The sequence below is a fragment of the Provencibacterium massiliense genome (assembly GCF_900169495.1).
GTDB classification, from domain to species: Bacteria; Bacillota; Clostridia; order Oscillospirales; family Ruminococcaceae; genus Harryflintia; species Harryflintia acetispora.
Genome location: NZ_FWCH01000010.1, coordinates 250,478 through 267,906, shown reverse-complemented (window position 1 = coordinate 267,906; position 17,429 = coordinate 250,478). Strand labels below are relative to the sequence as shown.

General features: G+C 61.9%; 22 protein-coding genes and 1 riboswitch. Of the genes, 4 read left to right on the top strand and 18 right to left on the bottom strand.

The window, feature by feature from the left end; genetic code table 11:
- Positions 1 to 5: 5 nt before the first annotated feature.
- A complete protein-coding gene (locus B5477_RS03675) occupies positions 6 to 1,604 on the bottom strand; it encodes an amidohydrolase (RefSeq protein ID WP_079698449.1) in 1,599 nt (532 codons plus the stop codon).
- A 254-nt stretch (positions 1,605 to 1,858) separates the two neighbouring features.
- Here B5477_RS03675 and B5477_RS03670 point away from each other — a divergent pair, with 254 nt between their 5' ends.
- Together B5477_RS03670 and B5477_RS03665 are read left to right on the top strand one after the other, a co-directional pair.
- Positions 1,859 to 2,449 (top strand): hypothetical protein, encoded by a 591-nt coding sequence (locus B5477_RS03670; RefSeq protein ID WP_079698448.1) that lies wholly within the window; start codon positions 1,859 to 1,861, stop codon positions 2,447 to 2,449.
- 186 nt (positions 2,450 to 2,635) lie between these two features.
- On the top strand, positions 2,636 to 4,030 hold the full coding sequence (locus tag B5477_RS03665; RefSeq protein WP_159448914.1) for a S41 family peptidase: 1,395 nt from the start codon (positions 2,636 to 2,638) through the stop codon (positions 4,028 to 4,030).
- 55 nt (positions 4,031 to 4,085) lie between these two features.
- Here the strand turns inward: B5477_RS03665 and nusB are convergent, their stop codons facing one another.
- The 13 genes from nusB to prfB all read right to left on the bottom strand — a co-directional run bounded on the left by nusB (position 4,086) and on the right by prfB (position 13,139).
- Positions 4,086 to 4,505, bottom strand: coding sequence for a transcription antitermination factor NusB (gene nusB, locus B5477_RS03660; protein WP_079698446.1), 420 nt, complete (start codon positions 4,503 to 4,505; stop codon positions 4,086 to 4,088).
- A 101-nt stretch (positions 4,506 to 4,606) separates the two neighbouring features.
- The gene (locus B5477_RS03655; protein WP_079698445.1) at positions 4,607 to 4,990 is read right to left on the bottom strand and encodes an Asp23/Gls24 family envelope stress response protein; all 384 of its coding nucleotides are present in this window, start codon (positions 4,988 to 4,990) and stop codon (positions 4,607 to 4,609) included.
- Positions 4,991 to 5,072: 82 nt separating this feature from the next.
- Positions 5,073 to 5,624 (bottom strand): SpoIIIAH-like family protein, encoded by a 552-nt coding sequence (locus tag B5477_RS03650; protein WP_079698444.1) that lies wholly within the window; start codon positions 5,622 to 5,624, stop codon positions 5,073 to 5,075.
- Between the two features lie 64 nt (positions 5,625 to 5,688).
- Complete coding sequence (locus B5477_RS03645; protein ID WP_079698443.1) at positions 5,689 to 6,261, bottom strand: hypothetical protein; 573 nt, start codon at positions 6,259 to 6,261, stop codon at positions 5,689 to 5,691.
- Complete coding sequence (locus B5477_RS03640; RefSeq protein ID WP_143533532.1) at positions 6,251 to 6,754, bottom strand: hypothetical protein; 504 nt, start codon at positions 6,752 to 6,754, stop codon at positions 6,251 to 6,253. Before B5477_RS03640 ends, B5477_RS03645 begins: the two co-directional genes overlap by 11 nt.
- 14 nt (positions 6,755 to 6,768) lie before the next feature.
- Positions 6,769 to 7,917 (bottom strand): stage III sporulation protein AE, encoded by a 1,149-nt coding sequence (locus B5477_RS03635; RefSeq protein ID WP_079698441.1) that lies wholly within the window; start codon positions 7,915 to 7,917, stop codon positions 6,769 to 6,771.
- Between the two features lie 44 nt (positions 7,918 to 7,961).
- Positions 7,962 to 8,351 (bottom strand): SpoIIIAC/SpoIIIAD family protein, encoded by a 390-nt coding sequence (locus B5477_RS03630; RefSeq protein WP_079698440.1) that lies wholly within the window; start codon positions 8,349 to 8,351, stop codon positions 7,962 to 7,964.
- Between the two features lie 14 nt (positions 8,352 to 8,365).
- Positions 8,366 to 8,560 (bottom strand): stage III sporulation protein AC, encoded by a 195-nt coding sequence (gene spoIIIAC / locus B5477_RS03625; protein WP_079698439.1) that lies wholly within the window; start codon positions 8,558 to 8,560, stop codon positions 8,366 to 8,368.
- An 84-nt stretch (positions 8,561 to 8,644) separates the two neighbouring features.
- Positions 8,645 to 9,148 carry a stage III sporulation protein AB gene (locus B5477_RS03620; RefSeq protein ID WP_079698438.1) on the bottom strand — a complete coding sequence of 168 codons (504 nt, stop codon included), beginning with the start codon at positions 9,146 to 9,148 and terminating at the stop codon, positions 8,645 to 8,647.
- 5 nt (positions 9,149 to 9,153) lie between these two features.
- A complete protein-coding gene (locus tag B5477_RS03615; RefSeq protein WP_079698437.1) occupies positions 9,154 to 10,128 on the bottom strand; it encodes a hypothetical protein in 975 nt (324 codons plus the stop codon).
- Positions 10,129 to 10,342: 214 nt separating this feature from the next.
- Positions 10,343 to 10,876, bottom strand: coding sequence for a hypothetical protein (locus tag B5477_RS03610; RefSeq protein WP_079698436.1), 534 nt, complete (start codon positions 10,874 to 10,876; stop codon positions 10,343 to 10,345).
- 312 nt (positions 10,877 to 11,188) lie between these two features.
- A complete protein-coding gene (locus B5477_RS03605) occupies positions 11,189 to 11,761 on the bottom strand; it encodes an energy-coupled thiamine transporter ThiT (RefSeq protein ID WP_079698435.1) in 573 nt (190 codons plus the stop codon).
- A gap of 89 nt (positions 11,762 to 11,850) precedes the next feature.
- A riboswitch (TPP riboswitch) is annotated at positions 11,851 to 11,964 on the bottom strand.
- 50 nt (positions 11,965 to 12,014) lie between these two features.
- Positions 12,015 to 13,139, bottom strand: a complete 1,125-nt coding sequence (gene prfB, locus B5477_RS03600) for a peptide chain release factor 2 (RefSeq protein WP_079698434.1) — start codon at positions 13,137 to 13,139, stop codon at positions 12,015 to 12,017.
- A gap of 244 nt (positions 13,140 to 13,383) precedes the next feature.
- On the opposite strand from prfB, the gene B5477_RS03595 reads away from it, so the two are divergent.
- Both B5477_RS03595 and galU read left to right on the top strand, forming a co-directional pair.
- Complete coding sequence (locus tag B5477_RS03595; protein WP_079698433.1) at positions 13,384 to 14,340, top strand: RING finger protein; 957 nt, start codon at positions 13,384 to 13,386, stop codon at positions 14,338 to 14,340.
- A gap of 20 nt (positions 14,341 to 14,360) precedes the next feature.
- On the top strand, positions 14,361 to 15,233 hold the full coding sequence (gene galU, locus B5477_RS03590) for a UTP--glucose-1-phosphate uridylyltransferase GalU (RefSeq protein WP_079698432.1): 873 nt from the start codon (positions 14,361 to 14,363) through the stop codon (positions 15,231 to 15,233).
- 41 nt (positions 15,234 to 15,274) lie between these two features.
- Here the strand turns inward: galU and B5477_RS03585 are convergent, their stop codons facing one another.
- The 4 genes from B5477_RS03585 to rplU form a co-directional block, all read right to left on the bottom strand.
- Positions 15,275 to 16,303 carry a threonine aldolase family protein gene (locus B5477_RS03585; protein ID WP_079698431.1) on the bottom strand — a complete coding sequence of 343 codons (1,029 nt, stop codon included), beginning with the start codon at positions 16,301 to 16,303 and terminating at the stop codon, positions 15,275 to 15,277.
- 72 nt (positions 16,304 to 16,375) lie between these two features.
- A complete protein-coding gene (gene rpmA, locus B5477_RS03580; RefSeq protein WP_079698430.1) occupies positions 16,376 to 16,660 on the bottom strand; it encodes a 50S ribosomal protein L27 in 285 nt (94 codons plus the stop codon).
- 25 nt (positions 16,661 to 16,685) lie between these two features.
- Positions 16,686 to 17,006 carry a ribosomal-processing cysteine protease Prp gene (locus B5477_RS03575; RefSeq protein ID WP_079698429.1) on the bottom strand — a complete coding sequence of 107 codons (321 nt, stop codon included), beginning with the start codon at positions 17,004 to 17,006 and terminating at the stop codon, positions 16,686 to 16,688.
- A 6-nt stretch (positions 17,007 to 17,012) separates the two neighbouring features.
- Positions 17,013 to 17,324: a 50S ribosomal protein L21 gene (gene rplU, locus B5477_RS03570; protein ID WP_079698428.1), complete on the bottom strand. Its 312-nt coding sequence runs from the start codon at positions 17,322 to 17,324 to the stop codon at positions 17,013 to 17,015.
- Positions 17,325 to 17,429: the final 105 nt, after the last annotated feature.

Genomic DNA, 17,429 nt, shown 5'->3' with positions numbered 1-17,429 from the left:
TTGTCTCACTCCTCGCAGCGGTAAAGGGTCTTCCCCTCCTTGATGGTCTCCATCACCCGGATATTCCGGATTTCCTCGGGCGACACCCGTAGGGGATCCCGGTCCAGGATTACCAGGTCGGCCAGCTTCCCGGGGCGAAGGGTACCCTTGCGCCCCTCCTCGAAATACTGGTAGGCGGCGTTTTTGGTCACCGCCGCCAGCGCCGCGGCAGGGGTGATCCGCTCGCTTTCGCCCAGGAGCACCCCGTCCTTGGTGCGCCGGCAGACCGCGCACCAGAGCGTTTCAAGCATATCCGGCGGCAGAACCGGCGTATCCTGATGGAAGGTGAAGGTCACCCCTTCGCGCAGGGCGCTGGCCGCCGGGCTGATGAGGTTCGCCCGCGCGGGGCCGAAGTTGTGCAGGTGCACATCCCCCCAATGCCAGACATGGGCCACGAAGAAGGAAGCGATCATCGAAAGCGCCCGCAGGCGCGGCAGCTGGTCGCGCCGCAGCAGCTGGGCATGGATCATCACCGGGCGGATGTCCGGCGCGCCGGGGTTTTGCTCCCGCGCGGCGGCGTAAGCGTCGAGGAACTGCTGCGCGGCGGCGTCCCCGTTGCAGTGGGCCAGCAGCTGCGCTCCCTCGCGCAGCGCGGTGTCCAGATAAGCGCGCACCTGCTGATCCTCGTGGGCCGGGTAGCCGCGATAACCCGGCTCGCCCCCGAGATAGGGCTCGCTCATCCAGGCGGTGCGCCCTTGGGGCGAACCGTCGAGGAAAATTTTATACCCGCCGAGCTTCAAGTGGTTTTGATACTCCCGCCAGTCCCGGTTTTCATGCAGCATTCCGGGACTGCCGCAAAGGTCGGCGTAGGCCACGGTATCGACCATGAGCCTCCCTTCCTCCGCCGCCTGACGCAGCAGCTCCCACTGCGCGGGGGCGGTGAAGCCGTCCTGCACCGTGGTGATCCCGTGGCGCAGGTAGACCTTCTGCGCCTCTTCGAGCAGGCGCAGGCTCTCTTCCCGCGAAGGCTCCGGCATGCGCGCGGCGGTCGCGGTGAAGGCCGCCTCCTCCAGGTAGCCGCTCGGCTCCCCGTCCAGCTCCCGTCCGATTTTTCCGCCCGCCGGGTCGGGGGTGGAGGCGGCAATCCCCATCTGCCGCAGGCCCTGGGTGTTCATCACCCCCATATGCCCCGAGGCGTGGGAGATCACCACCGGGTTTTGCGGTGCGGCGGCGTCCAGCAGCCTGCGGTCGGGGTGCTCCCTTCCCGGCAGGAGGTTGTTGTCATAGCCAAAGCCGGTGACCCACTTCCCGGCGGGCACCCCGTGCGCGGCGACATAGTCCCGTATCCGCTTCGCAAGCTCCTCTTGGGACTTCGCCCCCTCAAGCGGGACCGAGGCGAGGGTGCTCGCCAGCGAGGTGATGTGGCTGTGCGCGTCGATAAAGGCGGGCAGCAGCGTGCGGCCCAAAAGATCCACGCGCCGAGCGCCGTCCCCGGCGGCAAGGCGCAGCTCGTCATAGCTCCCCAGCGCTTTGACGGCCCCGCCTTCGACGAGCAGCGCCTCGGCAGGCGCACCTTTCTCCAGTGTCAGGATATTGCCATTGTAGTAGATTTGTCTGTCGGACATTGTAAAAGCCCCCTTGCATGTATCTATTTTCTATTATAGCATTCCTCCCGCCGAAATAAGCAAGCGATGTGTGACGGGGAATCGTCTTTTTGATGAACGGCCTTCCCCACCGGGCCATATAATAGAGTGGCATCCAAATTGGATGCCGGTATCCATATCACCTCCCGCTACCGGGAGGCGGACGACGCGCCGGAACTGTGAAAGGTTTGTGCGGCGCGGCAAAATCCATGTAGTTTCAGACGGAGGAAATCAAGATGAACATCATTAACTGCAGTCCTTTTAACAATTGCGGCGCCAAGCCCGACTGTGGCTGCGGGTGCGGGTGCGGCTGTGGCTGCGGGTGTGGCTGTGGATGCGGTTGCTCAAATAGCTGCGGCTGTAACTGTGCGACCCCCTATGCCCTGGACACCACCAGCACCTCCAACTATTCGGTCAATTACAGCTGCTACAAGAACAACTGCGCGGCCGGCTACGGCTGCGGCTGCGCCTATCCGTGGGTCGCCAGCGGCGGCTTCATTCCCACCCCGGAGGAGCCCTTCCCCTGCTCGGCCGCCTGCGCGGCGCAGGGCCGCCAGGTGGATTACAGCGGCTATACCGGCGGGTTCTCCCATGTGACTTATGAAAACGCGGGCCGCTGTGCCCGCCAGAACTGCGCTTGCCAGTGCGGCTGCGGCGGCACCGCCGCTGCCAACAGCTGCGAGGACGCCGTGTCGCTGCTACAAAACCCCTGCTACGGCCTGGCCAGCTTAAAGTCCGAGCTCGAGCAGGTTCACTCCCTCACCGGTGCGGTCTATGAGATGATGGCGCCCGTTCCGATCCCCTGCGCCTGCGCCTGTGCGCGGTAGGCAAAAAAGGGGAGCCCATTAGAACAGAGAGCCGCGGCGAAGGGCGCCCCTTCGCCGCGGCTCTCTGTTTACATTCTTTTAATGACATTTTAGGCCGACTGTGCTATACTAACCAAAGTAAAATGTTATGTTTTCGCCCCAGGGCGTATGCCGGGGCTGCCGAAAATAAGGACATGGAGAGTCAGGATGAACAAAAAGATTTCTTTGGGGGCGGCCATCGCGCTGATGGCGATCATCGCCTCCGCCACCTTCTCGGTCACGATGGTCTACTCCCGCCAGACCTTCAACGATACGGTACACAACATCAAGGAGCGGGAGGCGATGTACTCCAAGCTGGCCGAGATCGACAAGTGGGTGCGCCAGAACTACTACGGGAATCTGGACGACAGCGCGCTGACCGACAGCCTGGCCAAGGGCTACATGGCCGGCACCGGCGACCCCTATGCCAAATACCTGACGGTGGAGGAATACTCCCGCCAGAACCAGAGCGGCCTGTCAAAATCGGTGGGGATCGGCGTGGTCACCTCCCTGGACGAGACTGGCTATATCCGGGTGGAGGAGGTCTACCCCGAGTCCCCCGCCCTGGCTGCGGACATCCAGCCGGGCGATCTGATCGTGCGGATCGACGAGACCGACGTGACCAAGGACAACTGTGAGGAGCTCCAGCAGTCCATCCTCGGCGAGGCGGGCACCCAGATCGACGTGGTGGTGCGCCGCGACAATGTGGATACCCCCCATCCGCTGACCCGCCGCGACGTGGAGAAGCCCACCGTCTACACCAACATGACCGAGGACGGGGTCGGATATGTGCAGATCGTGGAATTCGGCGCCAACACCGCCGACCAGTTCAGCCGCGCGGTGGACAAGCTGGTCAGCGAGGGAGCCAATTCCCTGGTCTTCGACGTTCGCAGCAACCAGACCGGGCCGATCGACCAGGCCACCCGGATTCTGGACAAGCTCCTGCCGCAGGGGGACATCGTCTCCGCCACCTATAAGGACGGCAGCACCCAGGTGCTCGCCACCTCCGATCCGGCGTTCATCGACCTGCCGATGGTGGTGCTCACCAACGAGAAAACCGCCAGCTCCGCCGAGCTGTTCGCCCAGGCGCTCAAGGATTACGAGCAGCTGGGGGTTAAGTCGGTCGGCACACTCACCATGGGCAAGGGCTCCATGCAGGAAACCCAGCAGCTCAGCGACGGCTCGGCCATCGATGTGACCGTGGCCAAATACAACTCCCCCTCGGGGCTTTCCTTCGACGGGGTGGGCGTCAAGCCGGACTTCGAGGTGAAGCTCACCCCCGACCAGGCCGCGGCGCTCGAGGCGCTCGACCCGCCCGCACAGGACCCGCAGCTTAAAACCTTGCTGGAATTCGACCCGCAGCTCAAGAAGGCGGTCGAGCTGGCGGCGACCGCCGCCAAGACCGTCGCACCGGCCACGCCGGCCGAATCCGCTTCGGGCGGGGAGGACGCCCCGTCCGTCTCGGAGCCCTCCTCCAGCGAGGAGCAGGGCACGCAGGAGGATGAGGAAGAGTCGTCGTCGGAGGACTCTTCTGAAGAGGAGCCCTCGCAGGATGAGGAGTAATCTTTCGGACAATAAAAAGGAGCCGGGACCATATGGTCCCGGCTCTTTTTGCTTCTTACTTTGTATTCTTCTGCTCCTCGGGCGGCAGCGACTTTTCCACCGCGCCGAGCACCCCGTTGACAAAGGAGGCGTCCTCGGGGGTGGCGAATTTCTTGGTCAGCTCGATGGCCTCGTTGATCGAAACGCTGCGCGGAATATTCCTTTCATACAGCATCTCATAGACGGCCACCCGCAGCGCGGAGAGCGCGACGCGGGAGATGCGCGAAATCTTCCAGTTCTGGGAGTTCTTCGAGATCAGTTCGTCCAGCTCCCCGAGGTGGCTATAGGTGCCCTGGGCCAGCTCCGCCGCGAACCTGTCGAGGCTGAGCTCCCGCCCCTCGGTGGCTTTCTCAATGATCTCCTCGAAGCTGTCGTCGGTGAAGGTCTTTTCAAACATCAGGATAAAAGCAAGCTCTCTCGCTTCGCTTCTGGTCATACGGCCATTCCTCCGCTTTTTCTATCTTGTCTCAATTATAATCATAAAAGCAAAACCGTCCCGGGGCCAGGAAGGCCCCGGGATGGCGTGCCATGCTCTCTTTATTCCCGGACCGCCGCCGCGGACGGGGGCGCGACCTGGGGGAACGTGATGTCCCCGATGTAGACGTTCACCTTCGAGACGGTGATCCCGGTCATATTCTGCACCGCTTCCTTCACCGCGCGCTGCACGGCCTCGGACACGGCGGGGATCTTTGCGCCGAAATGAAGGTTGAGATGGACCGCGATCTCGGCGACCTCGTCGCTGAGCTCCACCGCGATCGACTTGTTCACCGCGTTCTTGGTAAACAGGTTGCGGATGTTGGTGGTATAGGTCGCCAGTCCCGCGACGCCCGCGATTTCAGTGGCGGCACAGCTCGCGATGGTCGCAATGACGTCCTTTGAAATCCTGAGACTGCCCTGAGTTTTAGCCTGCATATTCTCCATGCGCCGCAAAGCCTCCTGTGGTAAAATAAACGTTTGTGGATAATCTATGGTTTATTATACCACACTTTCGCGAAAGCTCAACCTATTTTACTTCGACAATCGCAATATTTTCAACCGGCGCGCCGGTCTCCTGCACCACGATATCCCGGATCTGGGCCACTTCGTTATCGAGCAGGCCGCCGGTCTTGATCACCACATCCACCTTTTCCTTCTCCCCGTCGTAGTAGACCATGCAGTCCTCGAATCCCTTGGCCTTGATCAGGTTCTCCATCTTGCCCTCGGTTTCGATGGATTTCGAGATGTCGGCGGCCTTCATGGTCAGCTCGGCCTTTTCATCGGCGGAAAGGGCGCTGTCCTTGAGCATGGTGGTCATCGCGTCCACCGCGTCGTCCCGGCTGCGCGAGCGGGTGAGCTTGGCTTCGGCAAAATAGGCTTCGGTGTCCTTGGCGTCCTCGCCGGTGGCGGTGCCCTCGACGAACTGCGCCTCGCCGTAGCTCTTGGTTTCCTGCACGGTGCCGGTCGCCACGAGGTCCTCGCCGGTCTGGTTGAAGCGGTAGTTGAGATATACTGCCACACAAAGCGCCATCACCAGCGACGCCAGGATGATGTGTTTCTTAGAAATGATCATGTTCATGTGGATATGCCCTCCTCGAATTTTTCATAATATGCTAAGGTTTATATGGGACAATCTATAACGGCTATCCGCCGTACTTGACCACGCAGACCTTGTTCGAGCCGATTCCCAGCGCGGTGGTCACAACGTCCACCACCCGCGCGCGCACCACCTGGCTGTCCGCCCCGGGACAGACCACCACGACCCCCTTGACGGTGGGCTCCAGCCGGGTGGTCACCAGCGGCTGCTTGCTGCCCGAGCCCTTATCCACCAGGATATAGCTGGTTTGGCGGTTGTCGCTCTGCTGGGTCTTCTGCTTGCCCTCCCCGGAGACGTCCTGCATCTGGTCGTTCTGGGTCTTCTCCTCGGTCGCATAGATCATCTGGGCCGAGCTTTCGAGCGTGATCATCACCTTCGCCTTCCCCACCCCCTCGACCCCGCTGATGAGCGTGCCCAGCTTCTGTTCCATCTGCGAGGTGTATTCCTCGCTGCCGACCGCCGTTTCGTCGCTTGCGACCTTCTTTTCCTTGGGCGAGTCCAGAAATTGCGAAAGCAGGATGAGCACCATCCCCAAAATCCCGACCGCCACGATCAGGCGCACCTTCTTGTCCCCCGCAAAGAGTTCGCGCAGACGAAGGGTTCCTCCTTTAAGTTCCATCTTCATTGTCCTCCCCGATGAGCCCGATCTGACAGGGAAGCTCAAGCTCATCCTCTACATACGCCCTTGCCTTTTCGCTCAGGTGAGCATATTCCTGCGGGAGCATTAGCTCCACTCCAGTAATATCTATGCTTCCCGCAGTGCTTGTATGAATCTTTATCCCTATATTTGTCCCGCTGATTCCAAACTTCTTCAGCTTCTCGTCGATGACGGTGCGCAGGTTGTCGCCCGCGGCCTGCTCGACCTGCTCGCGCAGGCGCTCCGAGAGCTGCTGCTGCCCCCCCGCCACCTCCCCCTCGAAGAGGGCGCTGCCCGCCGAAAACTCGGGCAGGGAAATCCCCCGCAGCGGCAGCAGCAGGCAGAGCAGGAAGAAGGCCGAAAGGATGACCCGGAGTACCGGTTCCAGGGCGCTCTGCGGCAGCAGCAGGCGCAAGGCGCAGCAGCCGACTGCCGCCACGCAGACCATCGCGGCGAACTGGCGGATGGTTTCCATCATGACTCCCCCTTTCAGATCGTCGCGCTGAAGCTCAGCAGCAGGATGATCGAGACGAGGATCAGCAGCAGGAAGGAAAAGAGCAGCGCCAGCATGGTCCCCAGGCAATCCGAGCAGGCGCCCAGCAGGCTCCCCAGCTTTTTGAGCGAGAGCGTCTGCGCCAGGAAGGCGGCCACCTTGACCGTAAAATACCACAGCAGCACCCGCACCAAAATCGGCAGGAAGGCCGCGGCCCCGGCCACCATCCCGAAGGCGCCCACCGCGCTCTTGAGCAGGTGGAGAGCCCCCTGCGCGGCCGAGAGCGCCTCGGAAATCGCCCCGCCCACGATGGGCACGAAGCTCCCCACCAGGAATTTACCGGTCTTGAGCATGGCATTGTCAGCGCCCACCGAGACCAGCGTCTGCATCGAGAGCAGCCCCACATAGGCGGTCATCGTAAGCGTCAGGCTCCAGGTGACGAAGGAGCGCACCCCCTTGGCCAGCGGCAGCACCCCGATATCCTCCCCCACGCTGCCGGCCACGCAAAGCCCCATATAGATCCCCATGAAGGGGACCAGCACGCTCGAAGCGAAGCTCGAGATCAGCTGGCAAGCGAAGAAGAGCAGCAGGTTATAGCTCGTCGCCGTCACCGGCGCGCCCCCCACCGTGACGATCGAGCAGAAGACCGGGATAAAGGAGAGCATGAAGTTTGCGCACCCGCGGATCGCCTCGGCCGCCCCGACGATGCACCCGCCGATCGGCTTCGCGATCACGGTGATGACGCAGAGCACCGAAACGGTGGAGAAAACCGGGGAGAGCGTCCCCTTGGAAAGTCCGCTTTTCAGAGTGTCCACCAGTGCGCAGAGCACCACCACCCCGGCGATCATTCCGAGCGTCGCCAGGGGTTTTTGCACCGTGTTCTTCACCTGCGCTTTCACCACCCGCACGAAGTCCCCGGGCGAGAGGGAGAGCAGCGCGCCGAGGTCGATTTCGCCAAGGTCGAGCTCCTCGAGGATGTCCCTGGCCTCCCCCGGCAGCTCGTTTGCGAGCTCCTGCGCGCCGAGGCTCTGCAGCTGCTGTTCCAGCTGCCCCTGCACCTCGTCGCTCAGCGGCGCGGCGCGCACCGGCAGCGGCAGTCCCCAAATGAGCAGCAGCGCCGCCGCCAGAAAAAAAAGTCGTTTCATCGTCCCGCGTCCTTTCCGCCGCGCCGCCGGGCGGCGCGGCGCTTTCACATCGCCATGAAGCCGAGCGCAATCGACACGATCTCCTCGAACATCGGCAGCGCCAGCACCACCAGCATGAGCTTGCCCGCGAGCTCGATCTTCGAGGCGATGGCGCTCTCCCCCGCGTCCCGGCAGCTCTCCGAGGCGATCTGGGTGATGAAGCAGATCCCGAGGGACTTTAAGAGGATTTCGATATACTGCCCGTCGATCTGCACTTGCTGCATCATCGAGCGGATGGTATCGAAAGCCGGGATCAGTTCCCCGAGCACCGCCGCGAAGATCACCACTGAGCAGATCAGCGAGACCATCAGCGCATACTCCGGCTTATACTGCCGCAGCAGCACCACAATGCACACCGCCACAATCGCCAGTCCCACAATCGCCGTCAGTTCCATATTCCCTCCGATCGCTAGAGCCCGAACAGCGTCTTGACCGTGTCGAAGAGGGTGCTGATCTGCTGGACCACCATCATCAGCACCACCACCAGCCCGGCAAGGGTGGTCATCATCGCCTGCTCCTCCCGTCCCGAGCGGACCAGCACCTGGTTGAGCACCGCCACAATGATCCCGATGGCCGCTATTCTGAAAATCAAATCGACATCCATTCCTTTTCCGCCCCTTCCTTGAGCACCCAAAGGGCGCAAGACCAATTTCCGACCTGAAGAAAAACGCACCCTTTGCCGACTGTTTTACAGCAGCACGACCGCCACCGCCACCCCCGAAAGCACCCCCAGCGAGGAATAGAGCTTGGCGCGGCTGCGGCAAACCTCCTCGGCCGCCTCGGCCTGCTGCAGCATGTTGGCGCGCACCAGCCTGATCCCGCCGAGCTGGTTTTCGAGGTCCGACTGCCCCAGGATGGAGCTCAGCTCGCCCAGCAGCTCGCGGTCCCTTTGGTCCAGCGCGCAGCGGCTTTCATCGAGGCTCTCGACAAACGCCCGCGGAAAGGGGGTCGCCCCCGCCAGCTTCCCGGCGCACAGGGAGATGAAGTCGAGCTCGCGCAGCAGCGGCTCGTCTCGCAGCCCGTCGAAAATCTCCCCGAGGGGGCTCAAGGTATAGCTCAGCCGTTCCTGCAGCAGATGCAAAAAGAGCTGCACCTTCTTGAGGTGCCCCTCCCGCCGGCGAAGCGACGCCGCGCCCATCAAGCCGCAGGACGAGCAAAACAGAACCACCAAAACCATTCCGATCAGCTTCATAATGATTACCCTTCCTTTCCTTGCGCCAATTCCCTGACGTCCAGAATCTCCAGCACTTCCCCCGGCGCGCCGCTGCCGCAGAGCAGCACCGCCTTGTCGAACGCCCCGGTGCGCAGCAGCGCGCGCGCCTGGGGGCGACGGTATAAATCCTCCCGTCCCGCGCAGTGCACGGTGGTGATCAGGCTCACCGCCGAGAAGAGGCCCATGCGCACCGCCTCGAGCTCGTCCTCGCGCCCTACCTCGTCGCAGACGATCACCTGCGGGGAGAGGGTGCGGATCGCGATCTCGATCCCCGCCTGCTTGGGATAGCCGTAGAGCAGGTCGGTGCAGGTCCCGATGTCGTTGGTGGGCACCCCCTGGTAGACCGCCGCCAGCTCGCAGCGCTCGTCCACCAAGGACACCTTGTAATAGCTCCCGAGCTCCCCGTCCGAGAGCGAGCGCGCCAGGTCGCGGATCAGGGTGGTCTTTCCGCTGGAGGGCGGCCCCGCCACCAGCACCCCGCAAAGCCCCTCCCCGAAGAGGCTTTGCCCAAGCCCCCTCGCACAGCCGCGCATCTGGCGGGCCACCCGCAGGTTGATCGACGAAATTTCCCGCAGCCCGCTGAGATGCTCCCCCTCGCCGCTGAGGCTCCCGCAGATCCCCGCGCGGTGCCCGCCCGGGAGGGAGATATAGCCCCTGGCAATCTCATGCTGATGGGTGTGGATCGAATAGCCGCACAGGGTGCGAAAGCACTCGAAGAGGTCGGCCTTGCTGACGAGGTAAGCGCTATTCGGCGGGGATGGATGGCACCCTCCCTGCCGGTCGAGGAAAAGGTGCTCGGTCCCGGTATGTAAGGCCATCGGCTGGCCGACCCGCAGGCGGATTTCCTGCACCCGCGCCGCCGTCTCGCCTGGAACCTGCAGCAGCAGACCAAAGAGCCGTTCGCCCAGCGCCTTCGCCGCCTCATAGAAGCGCTCGCCGGCGCCCGTTTGTTGTATCATGTGTTTGATCATTCCTTTCTCGGGAGCCGGCAGCCGAAGGCGGCCTCCCCCGGGCCGCGATCCACGGCCTGTCCGTCCTTTGCATATCACATCATATTAGCCTGTCCCCCCATTTAGAACCACCGGCAGAATAATCCTCTTCCCCGCGCGGGCCGGTTAAAGCAAAAAAAGCCCTTCCCGGCCATGGCCGGGAAGGGCTTTTAATTCATACTATTTAAAGCACCGTGAGCGTAAGGGACTTTTCCACCGTGTGAAGGGTCTGGCCGCTGACGCTGTCGCAGGCTTCGATGAGGGCCGTCGCCTCGTGGCTGCCAAGCTCCGGCACAAAGGAGAGCGCCGCATGCTCGACGTAATGATAGGGCTTGATCAGCCCCGAACGGTAGAGCTGGGTGCCGTCGGCAAGGGTCAGGGTCACCCGCATGAGCTGCTGGTTCTCGGGCGGATTTTCGATCCGCAGGTTTGCCGTGCCCTCCTTGCTGCTGACGACCGGCTTTTCGTTGAGGCGGTAGCTGAAGGAATCGAGGTCCCACAGATCCCCCGCCTTGGTATCGGTGAGCATCCCCACCTGCGCGGCGGTTTCATAGCCGTCGGGTGAAAACGCCTTCGCCTGGCCCATCCAGTCGTGGATGATCACCCCCACCACGATCCCGGCGACGCACAGGGAGATGGCGAGCGAGATGAAAAACATCACCTTCCGGCTGTAGCGCCGGTTGCCGTAACCGCGATAGGTGCGCAAATCTCTGGACATCACGTTACTCCTTTGACTCATCTTTCCTTCCATTATACTGCATTGTAGAGAAAAATAGTTGACCATTTTGTGAAAAGTGGTGGGAAATTTCATCAAAAAGGGGTGAACCCCCTCTTGGTGGGTTCACCCCTCCCTGCGCCTTTCTACGATTGATGAGGGCTCCTCGCCCTCAAACTCCCCGCCAGAGGAGTACGGCGCCATCGGCGCCGTTAGCCCCCTTGGAACCCTATTATTCAGAGCGCGGGCTGAGCATGGCCGCATTCGTAAAAGATTCTTTCGCGAATCGGGAGCGGTGGCTCACCGCCTCGCCGCCTATGCCATCTTCTTGCGGGTGATCGAGGCGCTCGCCAGGGAAAATACCTTCGAGAGAACCAGCGCGCCCAGGATGGTGGTGACCATCTCGGGGCCCATGTAGGCGATGTTGTAGGTGAAGGAGTAGGCAATCGCCCCGAAGCCGTCCGAGACGAGCGACCCCCAGACCAGGAACCCGGAGACGAAGTGGCAGGCAAAGCGCACCAGCACCGCCAGCGCCGAGCCTGCGGTATAGCCGATGGTCTGGCTCTTGATCGAGTGGCGGAAAACGCCGCCGAGCCCCATCGCGCCGTAGGCCAGCAGGTAGTCGATCACCGCCGCGCCGATGACCACCCAGGCGCTGCCGCCCGCGCCCGAAAAGCCGGTCATCATGTCCAGCAGCCCGTAGGCCGCTCCGCAGAGCACGCCCCAGCGCACTCCGTGGCGGTAGCCGAGCAGGGTCAGCGGCAGCATCGAAAACAGGGTGATCGAGCCGCCCGCGGCCCCCACCTTGATCCGAAAGACGTTGTTGAGGATCAGCGCCAGGGCGATCATCAACGCACTTTCCACCAGTTTCTTTGTTTTTTCGTTCATCTTTCCTTCCTCCAAAATCAATTTATTTCGGCAGTCCAGAAAACCTCCCCCGGAAAACGATACGCCCCGCGGCAAATACCGCGAGGCGCAACCAAAGCAATCACGTTTCCTACGCTGGCATTACCCAGATCAGGTTTGAGGGTTTTGAAATATCAGTCGGATTTCTCTCTCAGCCGGGCTCTTCCCAGCTCCCCTGTGGTTTATGAAACTGTCCGGTTCTGATTGTACTCACTTTTTTGCCGCTTGTCAACCGCTATTTTCCCTCGCCGAGGGTGCCGTTGGCCTGCTGCTTTAAGTACTCGTTGATGAACCCGTCGATGTCCCCGTCCATCACCGCGCCGATGTTCCCCACCTCGAAGCCGGTGCGGTGGTCCTTGGCCATGGTGTAGGGCATAAAAACGTAGGAACGGATCTGGCTGCCCCAGGTGATCTCCTTCTGGTCGCCCTTGATGTCCTCGATCCGCTCGAGGTGCTCGCGCTCCTTGATCTCGATGAGCTTGGAGCGCAGCATCTTCATACAGACCTCGCGGTTCTGGTGCTGGCTGCGCTCGTTCTGGCAGGCCACCACGATCCCGGTGGGCAGATGGGTGATCCGCACCGCCGATTCGGTCTTGTTGACGTGCTGCCCGCCCGCGCCCGAGCTGCGGTAGGTGTCCACCTGCAAATCGACGGGGTTGATCTCCACCTCGGTGTCGTCGTCGATCTCGGGCATGACCTCGAGCGAGGCGAAGGAGGTGTGCCGCCGTCCCGAGGCGTCGAAGGGGGAGATGCGCACCAGGCGGTGCACCCCGCTCTCACACTTGAGGTAGCCGTAGGCGTTCTGCCCCTCGATCAGGATCGAGGCGCTCTTGATCCCGGCCTCGTCCCCGTCCAGCCAGTCGAGCAGCTTATATTTGAAGCCCCGGCGCTCGGCCCAGCGGGTATACATGCGGTAGAGCATCTGGGCCCAGTCCTGCGCCTCGGTGCCGCCCGCCCCGGCGTGGAAGGTGAGGATGGCGTTGTTGCGGTCATATTCGCCCGAGAGCAGGGTGGAAAGGCGCTGCTCCTCGATCCTGCGTTCGAGCTGCTCATAGGCTTCGCTCACCTCGCCCAGCACCGAGAGGTCCCCCTCCTCATTGCCCAGCTCGCAGAGCGTCTCGATGTCCTCGTAGAGGGCGTAGAGCTTGTCGTAGTCCTCCTTGCGCCCCTTGAGGGCGGAAATCTCCTTTAATACCTTCTGGCTGCCGGATACGTCGTTCCAGAAGTATTCGTCCTTGGTGCGCTCCTCGAGCGCCCCGAGCTTCTCGGCGGCCGCGTCGTACCCGACCGCCTGGCGCAGGTCCAAAAGCTCCTTTTTGGTATCCCGCAGCTTTAGCATGAGCTGTTCAAATTCCAGCATAAATCCGTCTCCATTCCTGCCGCAATGCGGCCAAACGCTTTACCATTTATTATATATCATCACACGCGCCCTTGTAAAGTATGCACCGTTTATCTTATCATACCGTCTATCCTTTTACAACGCCGGCGGCCCTGCCCAATATCCTTAGTCCTTTCTCATAGGTATGGATTTTTGCGGTAAAATATAGTATACTGTGGATTACGAACCCGAATGTGCCCACCTGTGAGAGGAGATCCTCGGCTATATGAGCAAATATACCGGCGTAAAATGCCCGATCTGTGAGCAAAAGTTCACCGATGGCGACGATATTGTGGTCTGCCCGGTCTGCGGCACCCCCTATCACCGCACCTGCTATCAAAAGGCCGGCAGCTGCGTCAACCAGAAGCTGCACGAGACGCACACCGAATGGAGCGAGCAGGGCGCGCGCGCCCAGGAGGAGACCAAGTACGACGCCTCCCTTCCGCTGCGCTGCCCCAAGTGCGGCACCGTCAACCCGTCCGACGGGATCTTCTGCCAGATCTGCGGCTCCCGCCTGGGAGAGGGCAGCGGACCGCACGCGCAAAACCCTACGCAGAACCCCGATCCGATCACCCTCAACCCCTTTACCACCCCCTACGGCGGCGTCTCGCCGGACGAGGAGATCGACGGGGTCTCGGTGCGGGACATCGCTTTGTATGTGGGGGAAAACTCCCACTACTTCATCCCGAAATTCAAATCCTTTTCCGGCGGCGGCCGCCATTCGACCTGGAACTGGCCGGCCTTCCTCTTTCGCGGGTACTACTTCCTCTACCGCAAGATGTACGGCCTCGGGGTCGCGCTGCTGCTGATCACCGCGGCGATCGGGCTGCCAGCACTCCTGATCAACCTCGCGCTGGCCTCCCAGCTCTATAACCTGCCGCTCATTTCGATGGCCCCGGCCACCTTCGATCTTTTAAACAAGCTGCGCTTTGCCGGCAGTCTCCTGTCCGCATTGCTCTCGGTGGGGTGCGCCATTCTTTTCAACCGCGCCTACTGCCGAAAGGTCATCCGCTCGGTCAAAAAAATCCAGGAACAGTTCGGCGGCGACCTCTATGCGCAGGACTACATCCTCGCCCTGACAAAGCAGGGCCGCACCAACCGCATGCTCATCCTGGTGCTGCTGCTCCTGCTCCTGGCGGGCTCGATGGCCATGTCCCTGCTGATGGTCATGTTCCTGGTATAACATTTCAAGGAGGACGCCAAATGAAAATCCGCAAAGCGGTCATACCGGCGGCGGGCCTGGGCACGCGGGTGCTCCCCGCCTCCAAGGCCATGCCCAAGGAGATGCTCCCGATCGTGGACAAGCCCGCGATCCAGTACATCGTCGAGGAGGCGGTCGCCTCCGGGATCGAGGATATCCTCATCATCACCAGCCGCGGCAAGACCACGGTCGAGGACCACTTCGACCGCAATCCCGAGCTGGAGGCAAAGCTCCTCGCCGCGGGCAAGCATGATGTCTACGAGCAGATGGTGCGCATCTCGAACCTCTGCAACATCCAGTACATCCGCCAGAAGGAAACCAAGGGCCTCGGGCACGCGGTGCTCTGCGCCAAGACCTTCGTGGGGGACGAGCCGTTCGCCGTGCTCTACGGCGACGACGTGATCATCGGTGAGCGCCCCGCCTGTGGGCAGCTCTGTGACGCCTACCTCAAATACGGCCTCGGGGTGGTCGGGATCAAGGAAGTCCCGCTCGAGATGATCCACAAATACTGCTCACTGGACGTCAAGCACATCGACAAGAACATCTTCAAGGTGTTCGACATGGTCGAGAAGCCCACCCCCGAGCAGGTGATCTCCCCCTATGCCATCCTCGGGCGCTGCGTTCTGCCGCCGAGCATCTTCAAAATCCTCGAGGACACCCCGCCCGGGGCGGGCGGCGAAATCCAGCTGACCGACGCCATGCGCCAGCTCGCCTCGATGGAGACCATGACCGGCGTGGTCTTCGAGGGGACCCGCTACGACATGGGCAACAAGCTGGGGATTTTGCAGGCGATCGTGGAGGTGGGGCTCTGTCACCCCGAGATCGGGGCGGACTTTAAGGAATACCTGCGCGGGATCACCGACAAACTGAACTGACGAAGCAAAGCTCCCCGGCGTATAGCCGGGGAGCTTCTGTTTTATCTGCTCAGCCGCTGCAAATCCTCCAAAAACCGCGCGACGTTTTCCTCCTTTGTCGCCCAGGAGGTCACCAGACGGATGACGCTCTGCTTGTCCCCGCCCTTGGCCCAGAGCTCGAAGGCGTAGTCCTGCGAGAGCGCTTCGACCACCCCGTCGGGCAGGCGGGGGAAGAGCTGGTTGGTCCTCGTTTCGGGCGCGAAGGAGTAACCCATCCCGCGGATTCCCCCGCGCAACTGCTCCGCCATGGCGTTGGCGTGCGCGCCGAGCTCATAGTAGAGCCCGTCGCGCAGCAGCTCCTCAAACTGGATCCCGAGCAGGAAGCCCTTGGCCAGCAGCGCGCCGCGCTGCTTTTGGATGAAGCGGAAATCCCGTTTCAGCGTCTCGTCCCGGATGATCAGCGCCTCGCCGAAGAGGGCGCCGCACTTGGTCCCGCCGAGGTAGAAGGTGTCGGTCAGGCGGCAGATGTCCGGCAGTTCCAGGTCGTTCCCCGGCGCGGCCAGGGCCGAAGAAAGCCGCGCGCCGTCAAGATAGAGCGGCAATCCCCGCTCCCGGCAAAAGGAGGACAGCGCTTCGAGCTCCTGTTTGGTATAGAGGGTGCCCACCTCGGTCGGGTGGGAAACATACACCAGCCCCGGGCGGACCATATGCTCGTCGGTGTGCTCTTCGAGCACCTCGCGTACCAGCGCGGGGGTGAGCTTCCCATCCGCCGCAGGACGGGTGAGCACCTTGTGTCCCGTCGCCTCGATGGCGCCAGTCTCGTGCACGTTGATATGCCCGCCACCGGCGCTGACGGCCGCCTCATGCGGGCGCAGGGCGTGGGCGATCAGGCAGAGGTTCGCCTGGGTGCCGCCCACCAGGAAGTGGACGTCGCAGGAGCGGTCCCGCACCGCGTCCAGAATGAGCGCGCGGGCGCGCGCGCAGCCCTCGTCGCACCCGTAGCCGTCCGACTGCTCGAAATTATGGCGGGGGAGCGCTTCGAGGATGCGTGGATGGGCCCCCTCGCTGTAGTCGTTTTTAAAGCTGATCATGCTGTCCCTCCTGACGGTAAAACGCACAAAAGGCAGAGAGCCCCGGGGCTCTCTGCCTTCTTTGATTTCTGCTTACTGCTCGACGGCGTAGACGCTGACCTTCTTGCGATCGCGGCCCAGGCGCTCGAAACGCACCTTCCCGTCGACGGTGGCGAAGAGGGTGTCATCGCTGCCGATGCGCACGCCCTCGCCCGGATGGATGTGGGTGCCTCTCTGGCGCACCAGGATGTTGCCCGCCAGGACGAACTGGCCGTCGGCACGCTTCACGCCGAGACGCTTGGACTCGCTGTCGCGGCCGTTCTTGGTGGAACCAACGCCCTTTTTATGAGCGAAAAACTGCATGGAAAGTTTAATCATGATGAAACTCCTCCCTATCTTTGGGTTACTGATTTTCGACTTTGGTTGCTTTCACATGGCCGGGATACTGCTCCCGCAAAATGTTGAGGTGCAGATAAAGCCCCTCGAGCAGGCTTTGGGCCGCGGCGCACTCTTCCCCGTCAAGGCGAAGGGTGACCCGGTCCTCTTCCACCGCGACCTGCGCCTCTTCGCACAGCACATCGGTGATGGTGTTGCACACCAGCTGCACCGCCGAAGTCGCCGCCGCGCAGACGATGTCGCTGCCCGCCTCGGCATAGCCGGCGTGCCCGGATACCGTAAAGCCGCGCGGCCGCCCTTCCCGGCAAAAAAACCTTGCAACGATCATACGCTCTTACGCGCTGATCTTTTCAATCTGAATCTTGGTGTAGGGCTGTCTGTGACCCATCTTGCGCTTGGAATCCTTCTTGGAACGGTAGGTGAAAACCGTCACCTTTTTCTGCTTGCCGTTCTTGAGGACCTTGGCGGTCACTTTGGCCTTCTCCACATAGGGAGCGCCCACGTTGAGACCCTTCTCGTCGCCCACCGCGATCACGCTGGTGATTTCGACATTGGAGTTCTCCTCGGCGTTCATCTTCTCCACATAGATGATGTCGCCCTCGCTTACGCGGTACTGCTTACCGCCGACTTCTACGACTGCATACATTGATACAGGCACCTGCCTCTTTCTTAGACTCGCTGTTCTCACAAGGCGGCGCAGGGCGCACTTCTAGCCTTGAACATGCGGCAATATTTAGTTTATCACAGCGGG

Bases quoted from the DNA above. Each gene is read 5' to 3' on its own strand.
- rpmA (WP_079698430.1), bottom strand. From the start codon at position 16,660: ATGATTAAACTTTCCATGCAGTTTTTCGCTCATAAAAAGGGCGTTGGT.
- B5477_RS03650 (WP_079698444.1), bottom strand. From the start codon at position 5,624: ATGAACATGATCATTTCTAAGAAACACATCATCCTGGCGTCGCTGGTG.
- nusB (WP_079698446.1), bottom strand. From the start codon at position 4,505: ATGACCAGAAGCGAAGCGAGAGAGCTTGCTTTTATCCTGATGTTTGAA.
- B5477_RS03575 (WP_079698429.1), bottom strand. From the start codon at position 17,006: ATGATCGTTGCAAGGTTTTTTTGCCGGGAAGGGCGGCCGCGCGGCTTT.
- galU (WP_079698432.1), top strand. From the start codon at position 14,361: ATGAAAATCCGCAAAGCGGTCATACCGGCGGCGGGCCTGGGCACGCGG.
- B5477_RS03605 (WP_079698435.1), bottom strand. From the start codon at position 11,761: ATGAACGAAAAAACAAAGAAACTGGTGGAAAGTGCGTTGATGATCGCC.
- rplU (WP_079698428.1), bottom strand. From the start codon at position 17,324: ATGTATGCAGTCGTAGAAGTCGGCGGTAAGCAGTACCGCGTAAGCGAG.
- B5477_RS03620 (WP_079698438.1), bottom strand. From the start codon at position 9,148: ATGAAGCTGATCGGAATGGTTTTGGTGGTTCTGTTTTGCTCGTCCTGC.
- B5477_RS03595 (WP_079698433.1), top strand. From the start codon at position 13,384: ATGAGCAAATATACCGGCGTAAAATGCCCGATCTGTGAGCAAAAGTTC.
- B5477_RS03670 (WP_079698448.1), top strand. From the start codon at position 1,859: ATGAACATCATTAACTGCAGTCCTTTTAACAATTGCGGCGCCAAGCCC.
- B5477_RS03645 (WP_079698443.1), bottom strand. From the start codon at position 6,261: ATGGAACTTAAAGGAGGAACCCTTCGTCTGCGCGAACTCTTTGCGGGG.
- B5477_RS03615 (WP_079698437.1), bottom strand. From the start codon at position 10,128: ATGATACAACAAACGGGCGCCGGCGAGCGCTTCTATGAGGCGGCGAAG.
- B5477_RS03665 (WP_159448914.1), top strand. From the start codon at position 2,636: ATGAACAAAAAGATTTCTTTGGGGGCGGCCATCGCGCTGATGGCGATC.
- B5477_RS03585 (WP_079698431.1), bottom strand. From the start codon at position 16,303: ATGATCAGCTTTAAAAACGACTACAGCGAGGGGGCCCATCCACGCATC.
- B5477_RS03655 (WP_079698445.1), bottom strand. From the start codon at position 4,990: ATGGAGAATATGCAGGCTAAAACTCAGGGCAGTCTCAGGATTTCAAAG.
- B5477_RS03610 (WP_079698436.1), bottom strand. From the start codon at position 10,876: ATGTCCAGAGATTTGCGCACCTATCGCGGTTACGGCAACCGGCGCTAC.
- B5477_RS03635 (WP_079698441.1), bottom strand. From the start codon at position 7,917: ATGAAACGACTTTTTTTTCTGGCGGCGGCGCTGCTGCTCATTTGGGGA.
- B5477_RS03630 (WP_079698440.1), bottom strand. From the start codon at position 8,351: ATGGAACTGACGGCGATTGTGGGACTGGCGATTGTGGCGGTGTGCATT.
- prfB (WP_079698434.1), bottom strand. From the start codon at position 13,139: ATGCTGGAATTTGAACAGCTCATGCTAAAGCTGCGGGATACCAAAAAG.
- spoIIIAC (WP_079698439.1), bottom strand. From the start codon at position 8,560: ATGGATGTCGATTTGATTTTCAGAATAGCGGCCATCGGGATCATTGTG.
- B5477_RS03675 (WP_079698449.1), bottom strand. From the start codon at position 1,604: ATGTCCGACAGACAAATCTACTACAATGGCAATATCCTGACACTGGAG.
- B5477_RS03640 (WP_143533532.1), bottom strand. From the start codon at position 6,754: ATGGAAACCATCCGCCAGTTCGCCGCGATGGTCTGCGTGGCGGCAGTC.